This is a genomic window from Klenkia terrae (assembly GCF_900491935.1).
In the GTDB taxonomy this organism is placed as follows: Bacteria; Actinomycetota; Actinomycetes; order Mycobacteriales; family Geodermatophilaceae; genus Klenkia; species Klenkia terrae.
The window spans coordinates 145,777-159,336 of record NZ_UEXK01000004.1 but is presented as its reverse complement, the minus strand read 5'-3'; the positions used below and the strand labels follow the sequence as shown (position 1 = coordinate 159,336).

Genomic DNA, 13,560 nt, shown 5'->3' with positions numbered 1-13,560 from the left:
GTGCGCCAGAGGTCTGTGGTGCCGGCGGCCCCCGGGTCGCCCTCCCACCTCTCCCGTGAACCCCACCCCGGTCATCGCGGCCGGGGCACGTCCCTGTCCCTCCACACCCCCCGTCCGGAGCACTCGACCACATGACCTCCACCCAGGTCCGTCCCGACAGCACCACCACCCCGCAGGTCGCCATCAACGACATCGGCTCCGAGGCGGACTTCCTCGCAGCCATCGACCTGACGATCAAGTACTTCAACGACGGAGACATCGTCGAGGGAGTCATCGTCAAGGTCGACCGCGACGAGGTGCTGCTGGACATCGGCTACAAGACCGAGGGCGTCATCCCCTCGCGCGAGCTCTCCATCAAGCACGACGTCGACCCCAACGAGGTCGTCAAGGTCGGCGACGAGGTGGAAGCCCTCGTCCTCCAGAAGGAGGACAAGGAAGGCCGGCTGATCCTCTCCAAGAAGCGCGCGCAGTACGAGCGCGCCTGGGGCACGATCGAGGCGAAGAAGGAAGCCGACGAGGTCGTCACCGGCACCGTCATCGAGGTCGTCAAGGGCGGCCTGATCCTCGACATCGGCCTGCGCGGGTTCCTCCCCGCCTCGCTGGTCGAGATGCGTCGCGTCCGCGACCTGCAGCCCTACGTGGGCCGCGAGCTCGAGGCCAAGATCATCGAGCTCGACAAGAACCGCAACAACGTGGTCCTGTCCCGCCGCCAGTGGCTGGAGCAGACCCAGTCCGAGGTGCGCAGCGAGTTCCTCAACAAGCTCGCCAAGGGCCAGGTCCGCACCGGTCAGGTCTCCTCGATCGTCAACTTCGGTGCCTTCGTGGACCTGGGCGGCGTCGACGGCCTGGTGCACGTCTCCGAGCTGTCCTGGAAGCACATCGACCACCCGTCCGAGGTCGTCGAGGTCGGCCAGGAGGTCACCGTCGAGGTCCTCGACGTCGACCTGGACCGCGAGCGCGTCTCCCTGTCGCTGAAGGCGACCCAGGAGGACCCGTGGCGTCAGTTCGCCCGGACCCACCAGATCGGGCAGGTCGTGCCCGGCAAGGTCACCAAGCTCGTCCCCTTCGGTGCGTTCGTGCGCGTCGACGAGGGCATCGAGGGCCTGGTGCACATCTCCGAGCTGGCCGAGCGCCACGTCGAGATCCCGGAGCAGGTCGCGCAGGTCGGCGACGAGATCCTGGTCAAGGTCATCGACATCGACCTCGACCGTCGTCGCATCTCGCTGTCGCTGAAGCAGGCCAACGAGGGCGTCATCGCCGAGGACGACCAGTTCGACCCGGCCGCCTACGGCATGGCCGCGTCGTACGACGAGCAGGGGAACTACGTGTACCCCGAGGGCTTCGACTCCGACACCGGCGAGTGGCGCGAGGGCTTCGACACCCAGCGCGAGGAGTGGGAGCGGCAGTACGCCGAGGCCCAGGCCCGCTTCGAGGCGCACCAGAAGCAGATCGTCGCGGCCCGCGAGGCCGACGCCGAGGCTGCGGCCGGTGGCAGCTACTCCAGCGACGCTCCCGAGTCGGACTCCGGTCCGGCCGCGAGCACCGGTGCTCCGTCCTCGGGCGGCGGCACCCTGGCCTCCGACGAGGCGCTGGCCGCGCTGCGGGCCAAGCTCGCCGGCGGCGAGTGACCCGCTGATCGCATGACCGTGCGCCGTCCACCCCACCGGGTGGGCGGCGCACTGTCGTCCCTGGGGCTGGTGGGCCTGCTGGGGACGGCGGGGTGCGCCGGGTTCGCCGGGGCGGCACCGGACCCCGCGCCGACGACCAGCACCGCCCCCACCACCTCGGCCGCCCCCGTGGCGACCACGGCGGCGGCCCCGGCCTTCCAGCTGCCTGCCACCTGCGCCGACCTGCTCACCGTCAGCGAGGTGAACGAGGCGCTCGGGGTGCGGCTGCCGGGCACGTCGACCTACCTGCTCGGGCAGGCCGAGCCCGGGGTCGGCCGCACCGGTCGGGTCACCTGCGGGTACGGCGTCACCCCGGCCACCGGCACTGCCGGGGCCAGTGACCCGCTGCTGCAGGTCACCGTGGCGACCTACACCGACACCGCGTCGGCGGCGGCCCGGCTCGAGCTGGCCGCCGAGTCGGGGCGGGCTGCCGGAGCGGTGGTCGAGGACGCCGTCGTGCCGGGTACCGACGCCGTCCTGGTCGCCGGTCCGGCCGACACCACCCTGGTCGCCGTGGTGGCCGCCCGGACCTACGTGGTCACCCTCGTGCCGGGCCTGCTCGACGCGCCCGGGACCCGGACGGCCCTGACGGCCCTCGCCGTCGCCGCTGCCGGGCCCGCTGCCGAACCCGCTGCGGGGACGACGACGTCCCCGCCGACCGGGCGGCCAGCGGGGACGTCGACGAGCGCACCGACCGGCTGAGCGCCGGCCGTCGCGGTCAGAGGCTGAGGATGATCGCGAACGCCGAGCGCGGTCGGCCACCGGCGTTGCTCAGGAAGTCCCACGTGTGGCGCCCGGTGGGCACCGACGGCAGCAGGGCACGCAGCCAGGCCACCAGGCCCGTGCGCGGCGTCGCGGAGCGCTCCAGGCGGGCGGCCACGGCGGGCAGCTCCGAGCAGCGGACGCCGCCGGCGACGTCGAGCCGGTGCCGACCCGGAGCGCGGCGGTCGGCGACGGCCGACGGGGACTCCAGCGTCGTGGAACGGGACATGGTCGTGCCTACCTCTCTCGGCGGCGCCCTCGGTCGGGGGAGGGAAGGCGTCAGGGAGGAACGTAGGTCGTGTGACGCGTGGGACTGGTGCGACGCGCCGGACTCCTGGGGCTGCAGGGCCCGTCGTCATCGGATCGTGACCTCGACGGCGTGCGGGTGAGGTCCGGGCCGGGGTGTGCGAGGGTCGCGGCATGCTGAGGATCGGGTTGACCGGGGGCATCGGGTCGGGCAAGAGCACCGTGGCCGCGTTGCTCGTGGAGCGCGGGGCCCGGTTGGTCGACGCCGACCGCTTAGCCCGCGAGGTGGTGGCACCGGGCACCCCGGGGTTGGCCGCGGTCGTCGAGGCGTTCGGGGACGGCGTGCTGGGCCCGGACGGCGGCCTGGACCGTCCTGCCCTGGCGGCGGTGGTCTTCGCCGACCCCGAGCAGCGCGCCCGGTTGGACGCCGTCGTGCACCCGCTGGTCCGGGCCCGGGCCGCCGAGCTGGTCGCCGCCGCGCCCGAGGGCGCCGTGGTGGTGCAGGACGTGCCGCTGCTGGTCGAGACCGGCCAGGCCGGCTCCTTCGACGTCGTCCTGGTCGTGCAGGCCGACCTGGAGGTCCGGCTGACCCGGCTGGTGGAGCGCGGGATGACCCGGGAGGACGCCCAGGCGCGGATCCGCGGCCAGGCGACCGACGAGCAGCGGGCCGCGGTCGCCGACGTGGTGCTGGTCAACGACGGCACCAGGGACGAGCTCGCCGACCAGGTGGCCGCCTTCTGGGCGCAGCGGGTCGCCGGCCGGGTCTGAGGACGACGAAGGCCCCGGAGCAGCTGCTCCGGGGCCTTGCGTTCTGTGGGCGATACTGGGATCGAACCAGTGACCTCTTCCGTGTCAGGGAAGCGCGCTACCGCTGCGCCAATCGCCCGTGCTGTTCCCGACCCCCGCCTCGATCACGCCCGGGGGCCGTCGAGGTGGAGACGGGATTTGAACCCGTGTAGACGGCTTTGCAGGCCGTTGCCTCGCCTCTCGGCCACTCCACCGCACACGAGCCCCGATCGTGAGATCGGGGCCCGGTTCCGAGCGGATGACGGGATTCGAACCCGCGACCCTCACCTTGGCAAGGTGATGCTCTACCACTGAGCCACATCCGCAGTGCATCGACAACTCTAGACGACCCCTCAGACGCCTCTGCACAGGGGGGTCACCGGGGGGTGTCCGCCGGGTGAACCCGCAGGTCAGCGGTCAGCGGCCGTCCGCGTCGGGCCGTTCGCAGCGCAGCAGCGCGACGAGCTCGGGCTCGACGTCGACGACCTCGGACTCCTGACCGCGGGGGACCAGCCGCTCGGTGTCGGCCACGAACCCGGCCAGCACGGCGCGGGACAGCTCGAACAGCGCGTGCCCGGAGGGGGCGCGCAGCTCCAGGAAGAGCACGTCGCCGGGGGTGCGGGCCGGCCACAGCCGGATGTCCCCGTCGCCCGAGGGCCGGCTCAGCCCGGCGTGCAGCAGGTCGCGGGCGACCAGCCACTCCACGCCGCTGCCTGCGTCGTCGCCGTCGACGGCCTCGGCGCGGCCGCCGAAGCGGATCCGGACGGCGAAGGGGTCACCGGAGTCGTAGCGCAGGGCCGCCGACACCTCCGTCCACGAGGTGGGGCCGACCAGCTGCAGCGTCGTGCGGGTCGAGCAACCCGGCATCACAGGACTCGCCATGCCCGCACAACGACCGGGCGGCGGGGAGGTGACGGATCGGGCGGCGTGTCCGGCGACCACCCGCACGGGTGGCCCGGGCCGCGCGCTGAACCGGAAAGCGCCCCCGTGGCGAATGCGACGTGTGACCATGGGACTCGTGACCCGACCCCCGAGGCGTGCGGAGGACGCGGCCGCCGATGCAGAGCTGGTGCGCCGCGTGCAGGCGGGGGACCGCGGTGCGATCGACGACCTCTACGACCGGTTCCGCCGTCCGGCCTTCGCGCTGGCCCGCCGCGTGCTCGCCGACGACACCCTGGCCGAGGACGTGCTGCAGGACGTGTTCCTCGCGGTGTGGAAGGACCCGGGTGCCTTCGACGGTGCGCGGGGCAGCTTCGCGTCCTGGTTGTTGGCGATGGTCCACCACAAGGCCGTCGACGCCGTCCGGCGCGAGGAGTCCCACCGGCGGCGGCAGACCCGGGCCGAGGACGACCTGCGGCTGACCGAGCCCACCGCGCACGGCGACGTCGAGGACGAGGCCGCCGACCGGGTGGTCGCCGAGCGCGTGCGGAAGGCGCTGCAGGGGCTGCCCGCCGCCCAGCGCGAGGCGCTGACGCTGGCCTACTACGGCGGCTACACCCAGCGCGAGGTCGCGGCGCTGACCGACACCCCGCTGGGCACGGTGAAGACCAGGATGCTGGCCGGCATGCGCCGGCTGAAGGAGAACATGGGCAGCTCGCTGGGCGGGGCGCTCGGCGCGGCTGCGATCGAGGGGGGTACCCGATGAGCGGGCGGCAGGCACGTCGCGAGGACGCCGACCACCAGCTGTTCGACGAGCTGGCCGTGGGCTGGGCCCTCCACGCGCTCGAGCCCGAGGACGAGGCCGGCTTCGAGGCCCACCTCGCCGGCTGCGCCCGCTGCACCGCGACCGTCGCCGACACCACCGAGGCCATGGCCGCGATGGCGTCCGACCTGCCGGCCGCCGAGCCCTCGCCGGGCCTGCGCGACCGTCTGCGCGCCGCGGTGGCCGAGACGGAGCAGGTGCACCGCCCCGAGGACGACCGGGACGCCGTGGTCGACCGCGGGTTCGCACCCGAGGTGCCCGCGACCGTCGTGGCGTTCCCCGGCCCGGCCGCCCGCGCGGCCCGGCACCGCCCTTCCCGCACCGGGTGGCGGCACGCGCTGCCCAACGCCCTGGTGGCCGCCGGGGTGGCGGCGATCCTCGCCCTGGGTGCGTGGAACGTCGTCCTGACCCAGGACCGCGACTCCGCGCAGGCCACCGCTGACTCCCAGGCCTCGGTGATGTCCTCGCTGCTCTCGCCCGGTGAGGTCACGGTCGCCCCGATGCAGCACGACGGCCGCACCGTGGCCACCGTCCTCGCCCGCGACGGGCAGGCCCAGGTCGTGGTGGACGGCATGACCGCCAACGACCGGACCGACAGCACCTACGTGCTGTGGGGGATGACCCAGGGCACCCCGGTGGCGCTGGGCACGTTCGACGTGGTGGCCGACGGGGTCGACCTGCGGACCGTAGGGTCCGACGCGACCGGGTTGGACGACTACACCGCCTACGGCATCAGCATCGAGCCCGGTCGCACCGCTCCGGCGTCCCCGTCGGAGATCGTCGCGAACGGGCAGGTGACCAGTTGAGCAGCAGCGGGTCGGACACGGCGACCGCACCCGGGGGACGTCGTCCCCGGGAGTCCGCCGACGAGCGCCGGGCGCGCTACGACGGCGACGACACGGTCAGCCTGCGCGAGCGGATCGGCCGCCGGCCGTGGCGGAAGCGGTTGGCCGCCAACCGGACCTCGGACACCGCCTACCGCGCCGGGGTGGGCGTCGTCGGCGGGCTGCTGCTGGCCTTCGGCCTGGTCACCATCCCGCTGCCCGGCCCGGGCTGGCTGACGGTCATCGCCGCGCTGTTCGTGCTGGCCACGGAGTTCACCTGGGCCGAGCGGCTGCTGGAGTTCACCAAGCGCAACGTGAAGGTCTGGACCGACTGGCTCGGCCGGCAGCCGATCTGGGTGCGCGGGCTGGTCGCGCTGGTGACGGCGGCGTTCGTGTACGGCGTCATCGTGGTCGTGCTGCACCTGCTCGGCGTCCCGTCCTGGGTCCCGGGGTGGGTGCCGCTCTGGCGGTAGCCGTCTGGCACACTGTTGCGAGCACCGCAGCCGGGCGATTGGCTCAGCGGTAGAGCGCTTCGTTCACACCGAAGAGGTCACTGGTTCGATCCCAGTATCGCCCACAGCAAGAACCCCCAGGTCAGGGGCCGCATCCACTAGGGTGCGGCCCCTGCTGCGTTCCTGGGCGTGCGCCGCTGGTGCGCCAGGCTCATTAGCGTCGTGCTGGCGGATGGCGTTCCAGGTCGCACGCGGCGAGTCGACCTTGTGGACGAGGCAGTGTCGGTACCGTGCGGGACACCACGACCACGGGGGACTCGATGCGCCGCGCTGCCCTGCTCTGCCTGCCAGCTCTTCTCCTCGCAGCGTGCGGGGGGACCGACAACGATTCCTCCAGCACTGGCCCAACGGTTACGTCCAGCAGCTCGTCGGCCACCACCAGCGCGGCTCCGGAGCCGGTTGAGCCCTATGAGGCCTACACCGACGCCGTCTCGGCTCGCGGCATCTCCCCGGGCATCACCGAGCAGGAGGCCGTCAGCGTCGCAGGCAACACCTGCGACAACACCGTCGCGGACATGTCTGGCCTGGTGACCGGGATGCAGTCGCTCTACACCGAGAGCGAGCTGGCTGAGGTGTTGGTGGACCGGGCCTATTTCATTGACGCCTACTGCCCGGACGCTCGAGTGGTCTACGACGCGGGCACTCAGGCCGCGCTCGGAGTCGTGGTCCCTCCTGCGTGATCACCCGGCCACCCCCGGACAGGAACATGGCGATGCGGTCGACCTGATGCGCTGGCCGCTCAGCCGCTGCTCGTGCGACGGCTGCGCGGCAGCCGGATGCGCGGCCGAGCCGCGCGCTAGCGTCTCGGAACGACCATGACCACGGGGGAACCATGACCAACCCAGCTGGGATGCCCCAGACGTTCGAGCAGTACCAGGCTAGCCACCTGGAGCGGCAGACGAGGGCCATCGAGGCCCAGGCCCGGGACGTGTCGACGATCAAGTTGATCCTGCAGGTCTTCTTCTGGGTGACCGTCGTCGGCGTGCTGCTGGTATTGATCCAGATCGCCGACGCCAACCGGTAGTACCCGGACGATGAGTAAGCCCTACCGACCACCCATGCGGGTGGTCAGTGGGGCTTCGTTCTGTCGGTGACCGGGCATACCGTGGAAGCTGCTCCCGCCGGTTACCCCCGTGGCCGGCGGGAGCCATATGCGAGGTGGTCGTGCAGCAGCTCGAGGCGACGGTGTCCTTCCCGTCCCCGGGCCGGGCCCGAGCCGAGGCCGCGCTTCGGGGCCGGCTGCGCCTGGCCGCCGCCGACGCCGGCGCGCACCCCGATTGGACGTCATGGTCGTCACCGACCTGGACGACGACGTCGACGACCACGGGCGCACTTGGTGGCGGTGGTCAGCGACGGTTGGCCTCCTGCCGCAGGCCTGACGGCTGCCGACGTGGTGGGCGCGGTCGACCGGGAAGAGTGGTATATTTCGCGGTATGATCTACACGGCCTCGCCCGACAACGTGGTGATGCTCCTCGGCGATAAGTCGATGGAGCTCTTCCGGACGGCGGTGGACGGAGCACGCGAGGACTACAACCGGTACGTCGGCGCCTTCCCCGTCTGGGCAGCGCAGGACTGCGGACGGATGACGTTCAACCTGATCCACGAGCGCATCTGGCACCGGGTCGTCGACCTGAGTGAGGACCTCGACGGTCTGCACGCTGTGGAGAAGGGCACCACGCGAAATCTGCACATCGGCAGCCAGTTCCAGGTGCGGTTCAAGCTGCACGACAGCGCCGGAGGGGTGGTCAGCTACCCGACCCAGACCGCGCTCGACTTCTGGGCCGAGCCGCCAGCCACCCTGCCGTCGATGGAATGCGTCAACCTCGCGGTCGGCTACGAGTGGGACAAGAACCTGGGCAGTATGGGCCGGGCCGTTATGAGCTTGCACGTCAGCATGGACAAGCCGCTGTGGGTGATCGAGCTGCCCAGGATCGGCGGCGAGGGCAGCGGCGACATTTCGGTGATCCAGGGCCCGGTCGACGGGCCGCAGCTGCCCACCATCGTGATGCCGAGCGCACCCGCGCGGGAGATTGGCCGAGGATGAGCACGCTCGGAGCGGCCATCGAGATGGCCCGCCGGGCCGGAGGATGGACACAGGGCGAGATCGCAGAGCGCGCTGGCGTGACTCAGGCGACGTTGTCTCGGTGGGAGCACGACCTCCGCACTCCGAGCGACGAAGACCTTCGGTCAATCGCGGCGGCGGTGGGCGTGACCCCCGACATCCTTCTTCGCGGTCGAGACATTGAGGGCGCGCTGGGCGTCGACGTGCATATGCGCAAGTCGAAGACCGCCCCACCTACCAAATGGCGGATGCTAGAGGCGCGCCTGAACCTTCACCGGCTCCGCGCGGGCAAGCTGCTCGAGCAGGTGCAGATGCAGGCGCGAAATACCGTGCCGACCTTCGATCCGTTCGAGACTGCGCCTGACGACGCGGCGCGCATGGTGCGGATGCAGTGGCGGATGCCTGCTGGACCGGTCCGGCAGCTGATGGGGTGGATGGAGTCAGCTGGCTGCGTTGTGGTCGAGGAGGACTTCGGCACCCGTCGGGTCGAGGGCTTGTCGCAGTGGATCGCCGGGCACCCTGTTGCGCTGATCAACAGCACCGCGCCGACCGACCGGAAGCGACTCACCCTGGCGCACGAGCTGGGGCATCTGTGCCTGCACCGCAACGAACCCACCGACGACATCGAGCGCGACGCGTTCGCGTTCGCAGCCGAGTTCCTGATGCCCTCGCAGGCCATCAAGTCACAGCTTCGGAACCCCGAACTGGGCCGACTGCTCCACCTAAAGCGTGAGTGGGGGGTGTCCGTGCAGGCATTAATCGAGAGGGCGGCGAGTCTGGGCACGATCACAGGGCAGAGGCGTTCGGCTCTCTACCGGCAGATCTCAGCTCTGGGGTGGAAGACCAGCGAGCCAGGCAGCGAGGAGGTTGCTGTTGAGCACCCGACGCTGGCCGCCAGCATCGGCGACGCGATGCGCGCGAGTGGGCTGACCACGCAGGACATCGCGGTGATGGTCGGCTACGCGACGGGGGACGACCTCGGCCCTTACACAGGAACGCAGCACCACGGCCTGCGTGTGATCGGCGGCAACACGGTCCGTTAGGTGTCGACCGTGCGCCACCACCACGACGCCAGCGCCCCCGCCCGGCCGTAGCCGAGTGGGGGCGCTGGCGTTGTCCTCACTTCTGTTGTGGCCGGTAGTGGCGCTGGTCTGCCGGCGGCGGGCGGGCTGCCGCCGGCCCGAGGGTCTGGCGGCAGCACTGCCTGGTCTATTCCCCGTTGCCGTCGCGGACGTGCTGTTCGATCTGCGCGGAAGGCACCCGGTCGCCGCAAATGCAGTCGACGCTCTCCGTTGCTTTCTGCGGGTCGTAGGTGGTGTTGGGCTTAATGGCGTGGCGTGCGGTCTCAGTCATGGCCGCAGTCCTACCCCCGGACCCCTATGGGTGTGCAACCCGCGACGGGCGCGTCGTGTCGGGCACAGCCGACCGGAACTGGGCACCAACGGTCGGGCGCAGGATGCCGGAGATAGACGACAAAGCGTCAGCGCAGCAAGATGGTTCCGCGACCGCTCCCCCCTGCGGCTAACTCCCGGTCCTCTCAACCAGAAAGGCCAGTAGGGGGAGGTGGAGGGTGGAGCTCATAGTGCTCTGCTTGATCATTCTGCGGTTTCTGCTTCGCGAGACGAAGTAGGGCAGACGGCGCGGGCGGGGTGGGAGTGCTACGAGGTTCCCACCCCGTCCTAATGGGCAATACTGGACGGCCCAGAAACCTCCGTGCAGGTAGCGTCCGCCCGACAGCAAGGGCCCCGGCGTCGACTGGCATCGACCCGGGGCGTGGCCGATCTGGGGGATCGACATGGGCAAGCTTAGCTCTGAGGGCGTGCCGCCAGAGGATCAGCCGATGATCACGGTCAAGCCCATCCCCGAGGGAGAGCGCACCGACTGGCTGCCGGCGTGGTGCACCAAGTGTGGGCTGCCCTGGGAGACTCAGTTCGCCGTGGACGGCGACGGATCGTTCTCCGAGATGACGATCGGACCCTGTCCTCGCTGCGGCGGAGATGGCGTCGTCTCCGACGGCTACCTGAAGATGACCCAGTTCGCCGCGAAGACCCTGCGGGGCCTCGATCGGTCTCAGCTGGAGGGTCTGCAGTCGGAGCTGCGATCCATGCGGGGGACCGGGGTGAGTCAGGCGGAGCTTGCCAACCGGTTGACGACTACCGACCCGGCTCTCGCCCCGGTGGCCATGTGGCTGTCCAACCAGAACAACCGGATGGAGGTCGGCATGTGGATCAGCGCGGTCATTGCGCTGATTGCGCTGATCATCGCCGCACGATCGCCGGCACCCATCTCGGAGAGGCAAATCGAGCAGATGGTTCGGTCGGTGGTCGAGCAGACCACCGGATCTACCGCGAGCCCGGGACGCAACCAGACTTGCCCGTGCTGGAGCGGGCTGAAGTGGAAGCACTGCCACGGGTCCCCGGTCGTCCGATCCATGCCCAGTACGCCACCTGGACCAGCGTGACCGCGAGCAGGATGACCCACAAGCCCGGCCACCTGTCGGTGTAGACCAAACCCACGAGCGACAGCGCAGCAGTGAGCGCCGCGGCCGTCAGCGCCCGGTGACGCTGCTGGTCTGTACTGGTCACGCAACCCATCCTCTCGGACCGTCCTACGGTTGCACCATGGATGCTGATGACCTGTTCATCGACACCCTCGAAGATCTCCGTCGAAGGACTGATCTGCGGGCGTCCGAGTACGACATGGTCCAGGCCTCCGGGCTCATCCGCCGCCTGGTGATGGATGGTCGGCCGCTGTACGCCGAAGTCAACAGGCAGTTTTGTCTTCGTCTCAGCTTTAGGTGGGGGCGCCTGCGTGTAGCGACCGGAGCCGAAGGGGGAGTCGCGTGGGTGCCGGGTAGCTGGCTTGACCCAATTCTCCTGGATCTGCACCCGGAGATGCAGTCGGAAGAACTTCGTCGCGTCAATGCCGACTCCCCACCCTGGGAGGGGACGCTCCAGCAGTTCCTGAGCCACGACACCCTTGTTCGGGGTGACGAGAAGGTCACCATCCGGGAGTTGATCAAGCACTACGCCAACCGAGAAGGCGGCGTGCACTACGACGCAGCACCACCTGAGAAGGAGCTGCTGGCGCACCTGCGGGCGGAGTCCGAGAGCGCGCTACGGCTGACTGTGCTGGCGGCTGGCCGGATCATCTATCGCGGTCTTGAGCCACTGGCGGCCGCGGTCATGTTGGCCGAGCGGCCCGGCCCGTTTGGATTGAGGACAGACAGCGAAGCGGTGACGCCTTATGTGGCGGAGACCCAGCCACGGTCGCGCTCGACACCAAGCGCCGGCTGAGGCTATGGGACTGAGCGGAGAGCACCCCAGGTCGCCAGCAGCGTGAGATTAGCGTTGTCCCAGCGGGTGTCGGCGTTGGCGTTGCTGCCGGCGTCGCTGGGCTGCTGGCCATCGGGCTCGTCGTCTCCGTACTGATCAGCACCGGCGCGTTCCGCGGCGGCCAGGACGTCGACGTGTCGTTCTCGCTCACCGACTCCGACCTGGGAAAGAGCTGCAACGGCACCGGCGGGTACAGCGACATTGGCTCCGGGACGCCGGTCCGGGTGACCGATGGGGACGGCGCTCTGCTCGGAGCGGCCAGCCTCGGGGACGGCGCGTACATCGGCGGCGGCTGCCTTCGGTCGGTGACGGTCTCTGACCTCGGTGACGCGGCCTTCTACTCCGTCGAGGTCGGCGACCAAGGCCAGATCAGCAAGAGCGCCGCCGAGCTCGAGGCGGATGGCTGGAGCTTCGACGTCTCGCTCGGCTGACCCGGCCCGTGCACCGCTGGTGCGCCAGGACGACGGACAGCGCCTGCATCCCTGACACCCTCGACACCTGAACCGCCAGGTCAGCAGCTCTCGCCCAGGTCAGCGCGGAGGTCCACCAGCGTTCACACCGAAGAGGTCACTGGTTCGATCCCAGTATCGCCCACCGCACACGGCCCCCTCCCGCGCCGGGAGGGGGCCGTCGTCGTCTCAGGCCGGTCCGTAGACCAGGTGCGCGACGCCGTTGCTGAGCCGGTCGGCCGACAGCAGCGACAGCGCGGTCTGCGGCGTGCCCGGCGGGAAGAGCGTGATCCCGGTGCCGACGGCGACCGGGTAGACGAAGAGGTGCAGCTCGTCGACCAGGCCGTCGGCGACCAGGGCCCGCACCAGCGTGGCGCTGCCGCTGACGTACAGGTCGTGCTCGGCGCGCAGTGCCCGGATGCGGTCGGCGTCGTAGCCGCCCAGGACCGTCGCCGGGCCCCAGGACGGGTCGGTCAGGGTCCCGGAGACGACGAACTTCTCGGTGTCGTTGAAGAACGGCGCGCCGGGGTCATCGGCGGCCGTGCGGGTGGACCAGGCCGGGCCGAACATCTCGTAGGTCGTGCGGCCCAGCAGGATGCCCGTCGCGCCGGCGGTGAGGCCGCCGACCGCGGCGGCCAGGTCCTCGGGGAACCCGTAGGGCATCGTCCACATCGGGGCGTCGACCACCCCGTCGACGGTGGTGAACAGGTGGACCTTGATGCTGCCCATGGCGTGCGCTCCCGGGGTCGGTGGGTGGTTCGTCGTCGTCAGGACCGGCACGGGCCCCAGGACTCATCGTCCCCGGCACGCGGCCGCGTCCGGGGGGAGCATGGACCCCGTGTCCGCCCAGCCCGACCGCGCCGCGCGCCTGTCCGCGGCGCTGGACCGGGACGGCCCGACCTGCGTGTGGTGCGGGCGCACGTTCGACCGCTGGGTGCACCCGACCACCGAGCACCTGGTGCCGCGGGTGCGGGGCGGTCCGTCGTGGGCCGAGAACGAGGTCGCCGCGTGCAGCCGCTGCAACGCCGAGCGCGGCCACCGCGGGGCCGTCGAGTGGCTGACCGAGTGCCGGGCCCGGGGCTGGCAGCCCGACGCCGAGCGGGTGGCCCGGGCGCTGGATGCCCTGGCCGCGGCGGTCGCCGAGCGGGGCGGTCAGCGCCGGGCCCGCCCGCACCTGGACGCCCAGCTCCGCCGGCTGCGGGCCGGGTAGGCCG

Annotated in this window: 18 protein-coding genes and 4 tRNA genes; 15 read left to right on the top strand and 7 right to left on the bottom strand. The window is 71.0% G+C overall.

The window, feature by feature from the left end; genetic code table 11:
* The first annotated feature begins 131 nt into the window (after positions 1-131).
* Both rpsA and LFA75_RS01000 read left to right on the top strand, forming a co-directional pair.
* Positions 132-1,628 (top strand): 30S ribosomal protein S1, encoded by a 1,497-nt coding sequence (gene rpsA, locus LFA75_RS01005; RefSeq protein ID WP_225231914.1) that lies wholly within the window; start codon positions 132-134, stop codon positions 1,626-1,628.
* 12 nt (positions 1,629-1,640) lie between these two features.
* A complete protein-coding gene (locus tag LFA75_RS01000) occupies positions 1,641-2,369 on the top strand; it encodes a hypothetical protein (RefSeq protein WP_225231913.1) in 729 nt (242 codons plus the stop codon).
* A gap of 16 nt (positions 2,370-2,385) precedes the next feature.
* Here LFA75_RS01000 and LFA75_RS00995 read toward each other — a convergent pair whose 3' ends face one another.
* Positions 2,386-2,658, bottom strand: coding sequence for a hypothetical protein (locus tag LFA75_RS00995; protein ID WP_225231912.1), 273 nt, complete (start codon positions 2,656-2,658; stop codon positions 2,386-2,388).
* 191 nt (positions 2,659-2,849) lie between these two features.
* On the opposite strand from LFA75_RS00995, the gene coaE reads away from it, so the two are divergent.
* On the top strand, positions 2,850-3,443 hold the full coding sequence (gene coaE, locus LFA75_RS00990; protein ID WP_225231911.1) for a dephospho-CoA kinase: 594 nt from the start codon (positions 2,850-2,852) through the stop codon (positions 3,441-3,443).
* A 46-nt stretch (positions 3,444-3,489) separates the two neighbouring features.
* On the opposite strand, the gene LFA75_RS00985 is transcribed toward coaE, so the two are convergent.
* From LFA75_RS00985 to LFA75_RS00970, 4 genes are all read right to left on the bottom strand, one after another.
* A tRNA-Val gene (locus tag LFA75_RS00985) sits at positions 3,490-3,561 on the bottom strand.
* A gap of 44 nt (positions 3,562-3,605) precedes the next feature.
* Positions 3,606-3,676: transfer RNA gene (locus tag LFA75_RS00980), tRNA-Cys, on the bottom strand.
* 39 nt (positions 3,677-3,715) lie between these two features.
* Positions 3,716-3,787 (bottom strand) — tRNA-Gly (locus LFA75_RS00975).
* A gap of 91 nt (positions 3,788-3,878) precedes the next feature.
* A complete protein-coding gene (locus LFA75_RS00970) occupies positions 3,879-4,343 on the bottom strand; it encodes an SsgA family sporulation/cell division regulator (RefSeq protein ID WP_225231910.1) in 465 nt (154 codons plus the stop codon).
* Positions 4,344-4,470: 127 nt separating this feature from the next.
* Between LFA75_RS00970 and LFA75_RS00965 the strand changes: the two genes are divergently transcribed.
* The 8 genes from LFA75_RS00965 (at position 4,471) to LFA75_RS00930 (ending at position 9,605) form a co-directional block, all read left to right on the top strand.
* Complete coding sequence (locus LFA75_RS00965; RefSeq protein WP_225231909.1) at positions 4,471-5,106, top strand: sigma-70 family RNA polymerase sigma factor; 636 nt, start codon at positions 4,471-4,473, stop codon at positions 5,104-5,106.
* Positions 5,103-5,969, top strand: coding sequence for an anti-sigma factor (locus LFA75_RS00960; RefSeq protein ID WP_225231908.1), 867 nt, complete (start codon positions 5,103-5,105; stop codon positions 5,967-5,969). The genes LFA75_RS00965 and LFA75_RS00960 overlap by 4 nt, the downstream gene beginning before the upstream one ends.
* Positions 5,966-6,460 carry a TIGR02611 family protein gene (locus LFA75_RS00955; RefSeq protein ID WP_225231907.1) on the top strand — a complete coding sequence of 165 codons (495 nt, stop codon included), beginning with the start codon at positions 5,966-5,968 and terminating at the stop codon, positions 6,458-6,460. Before LFA75_RS00960 ends, LFA75_RS00955 begins: the two co-directional genes overlap by 4 nt.
* A gap of 32 nt (positions 6,461-6,492) precedes the next feature.
* Positions 6,493-6,564, top strand: a tRNA-Val gene (locus LFA75_RS00950).
* Positions 6,565-6,729: 165 nt separating this feature from the next.
* Positions 6,730-7,179: a hypothetical protein gene (locus LFA75_RS00945; RefSeq protein WP_225231906.1), complete on the top strand. Its 450-nt coding sequence runs from the start codon at positions 6,730-6,732 to the stop codon at positions 7,177-7,179.
* A gap of 170 nt (positions 7,180-7,349) precedes the next feature.
* A complete protein-coding gene (locus LFA75_RS00940) occupies positions 7,350-7,523 on the top strand; it encodes a hypothetical protein (RefSeq protein ID WP_225231905.1) in 174 nt (57 codons plus the stop codon).
* A gap of 409 nt (positions 7,524-7,932) precedes the next feature.
* Positions 7,933-8,544, top strand: coding sequence for a hypothetical protein (locus tag LFA75_RS00935; RefSeq protein ID WP_225231904.1), 612 nt, complete (start codon positions 7,933-7,935; stop codon positions 8,542-8,544).
* A complete protein-coding gene (locus LFA75_RS00930; RefSeq protein WP_225231903.1) occupies positions 8,541-9,605 on the top strand; it encodes a helix-turn-helix domain-containing protein in 1,065 nt (354 codons plus the stop codon). The genes LFA75_RS00935 and LFA75_RS00930 overlap by 4 nt, the downstream gene beginning before the upstream one ends.
* Positions 9,606-9,771: 166 nt before the next feature.
* Here the strand turns inward: LFA75_RS00930 and LFA75_RS00925 are convergent, their stop codons facing one another.
* On the bottom strand, positions 9,772-9,915 hold the full coding sequence (locus LFA75_RS00925; RefSeq protein WP_225231902.1) for a hypothetical protein: 144 nt from the start codon (positions 9,913-9,915) through the stop codon (positions 9,772-9,774).
* Positions 9,916-10,402: 487 nt separating this feature from the next.
* Here LFA75_RS00925 and LFA75_RS00920 point away from each other — a divergent pair, with 487 nt between their 5' ends.
* The 3 genes from LFA75_RS00920 (at position 10,403) to LFA75_RS00910 (ending at position 12,328) form a co-directional block, all read left to right on the top strand.
* Positions 10,403-11,023 (top strand): SEC-C metal-binding domain-containing protein, encoded by a 621-nt coding sequence (locus LFA75_RS00920; protein ID WP_225231901.1) that lies wholly within the window; start codon positions 10,403-10,405, stop codon positions 11,021-11,023.
* A gap of 160 nt (positions 11,024-11,183) precedes the next feature.
* On the top strand, positions 11,184-11,858 hold the full coding sequence (locus LFA75_RS00915; RefSeq protein ID WP_225231900.1) for a hypothetical protein: 675 nt from the start codon (positions 11,184-11,186) through the stop codon (positions 11,856-11,858).
* Positions 11,859-12,031: 173 nt separating this feature from the next.
* On the top strand, positions 12,032-12,328 hold the full coding sequence (locus LFA75_RS00910; RefSeq protein ID WP_225231899.1) for a hypothetical protein: 297 nt from the start codon (positions 12,032-12,034) through the stop codon (positions 12,326-12,328).
* A gap of 207 nt (positions 12,329-12,535) precedes the next feature.
* Here LFA75_RS00910 and LFA75_RS00905 read toward each other — a convergent pair whose 3' ends face one another.
* Positions 12,536-13,075, bottom strand: a complete 540-nt coding sequence (locus tag LFA75_RS00905) for a dihydrofolate reductase family protein (RefSeq protein ID WP_225231898.1) — start codon at positions 13,073-13,075, stop codon at positions 12,536-12,538.
* Positions 13,076-13,175: 100 nt separating this feature from the next.
* On the opposite strand from LFA75_RS00905, the gene LFA75_RS00900 reads away from it, so the two are divergent.
* A complete protein-coding gene (locus LFA75_RS00900; protein WP_225231897.1) occupies positions 13,176-13,556 on the top strand; it encodes an HNH endonuclease in 381 nt (126 codons plus the stop codon).
* The last annotated feature ends 4 nt before the right edge of the window (positions 13,557-13,560 follow it).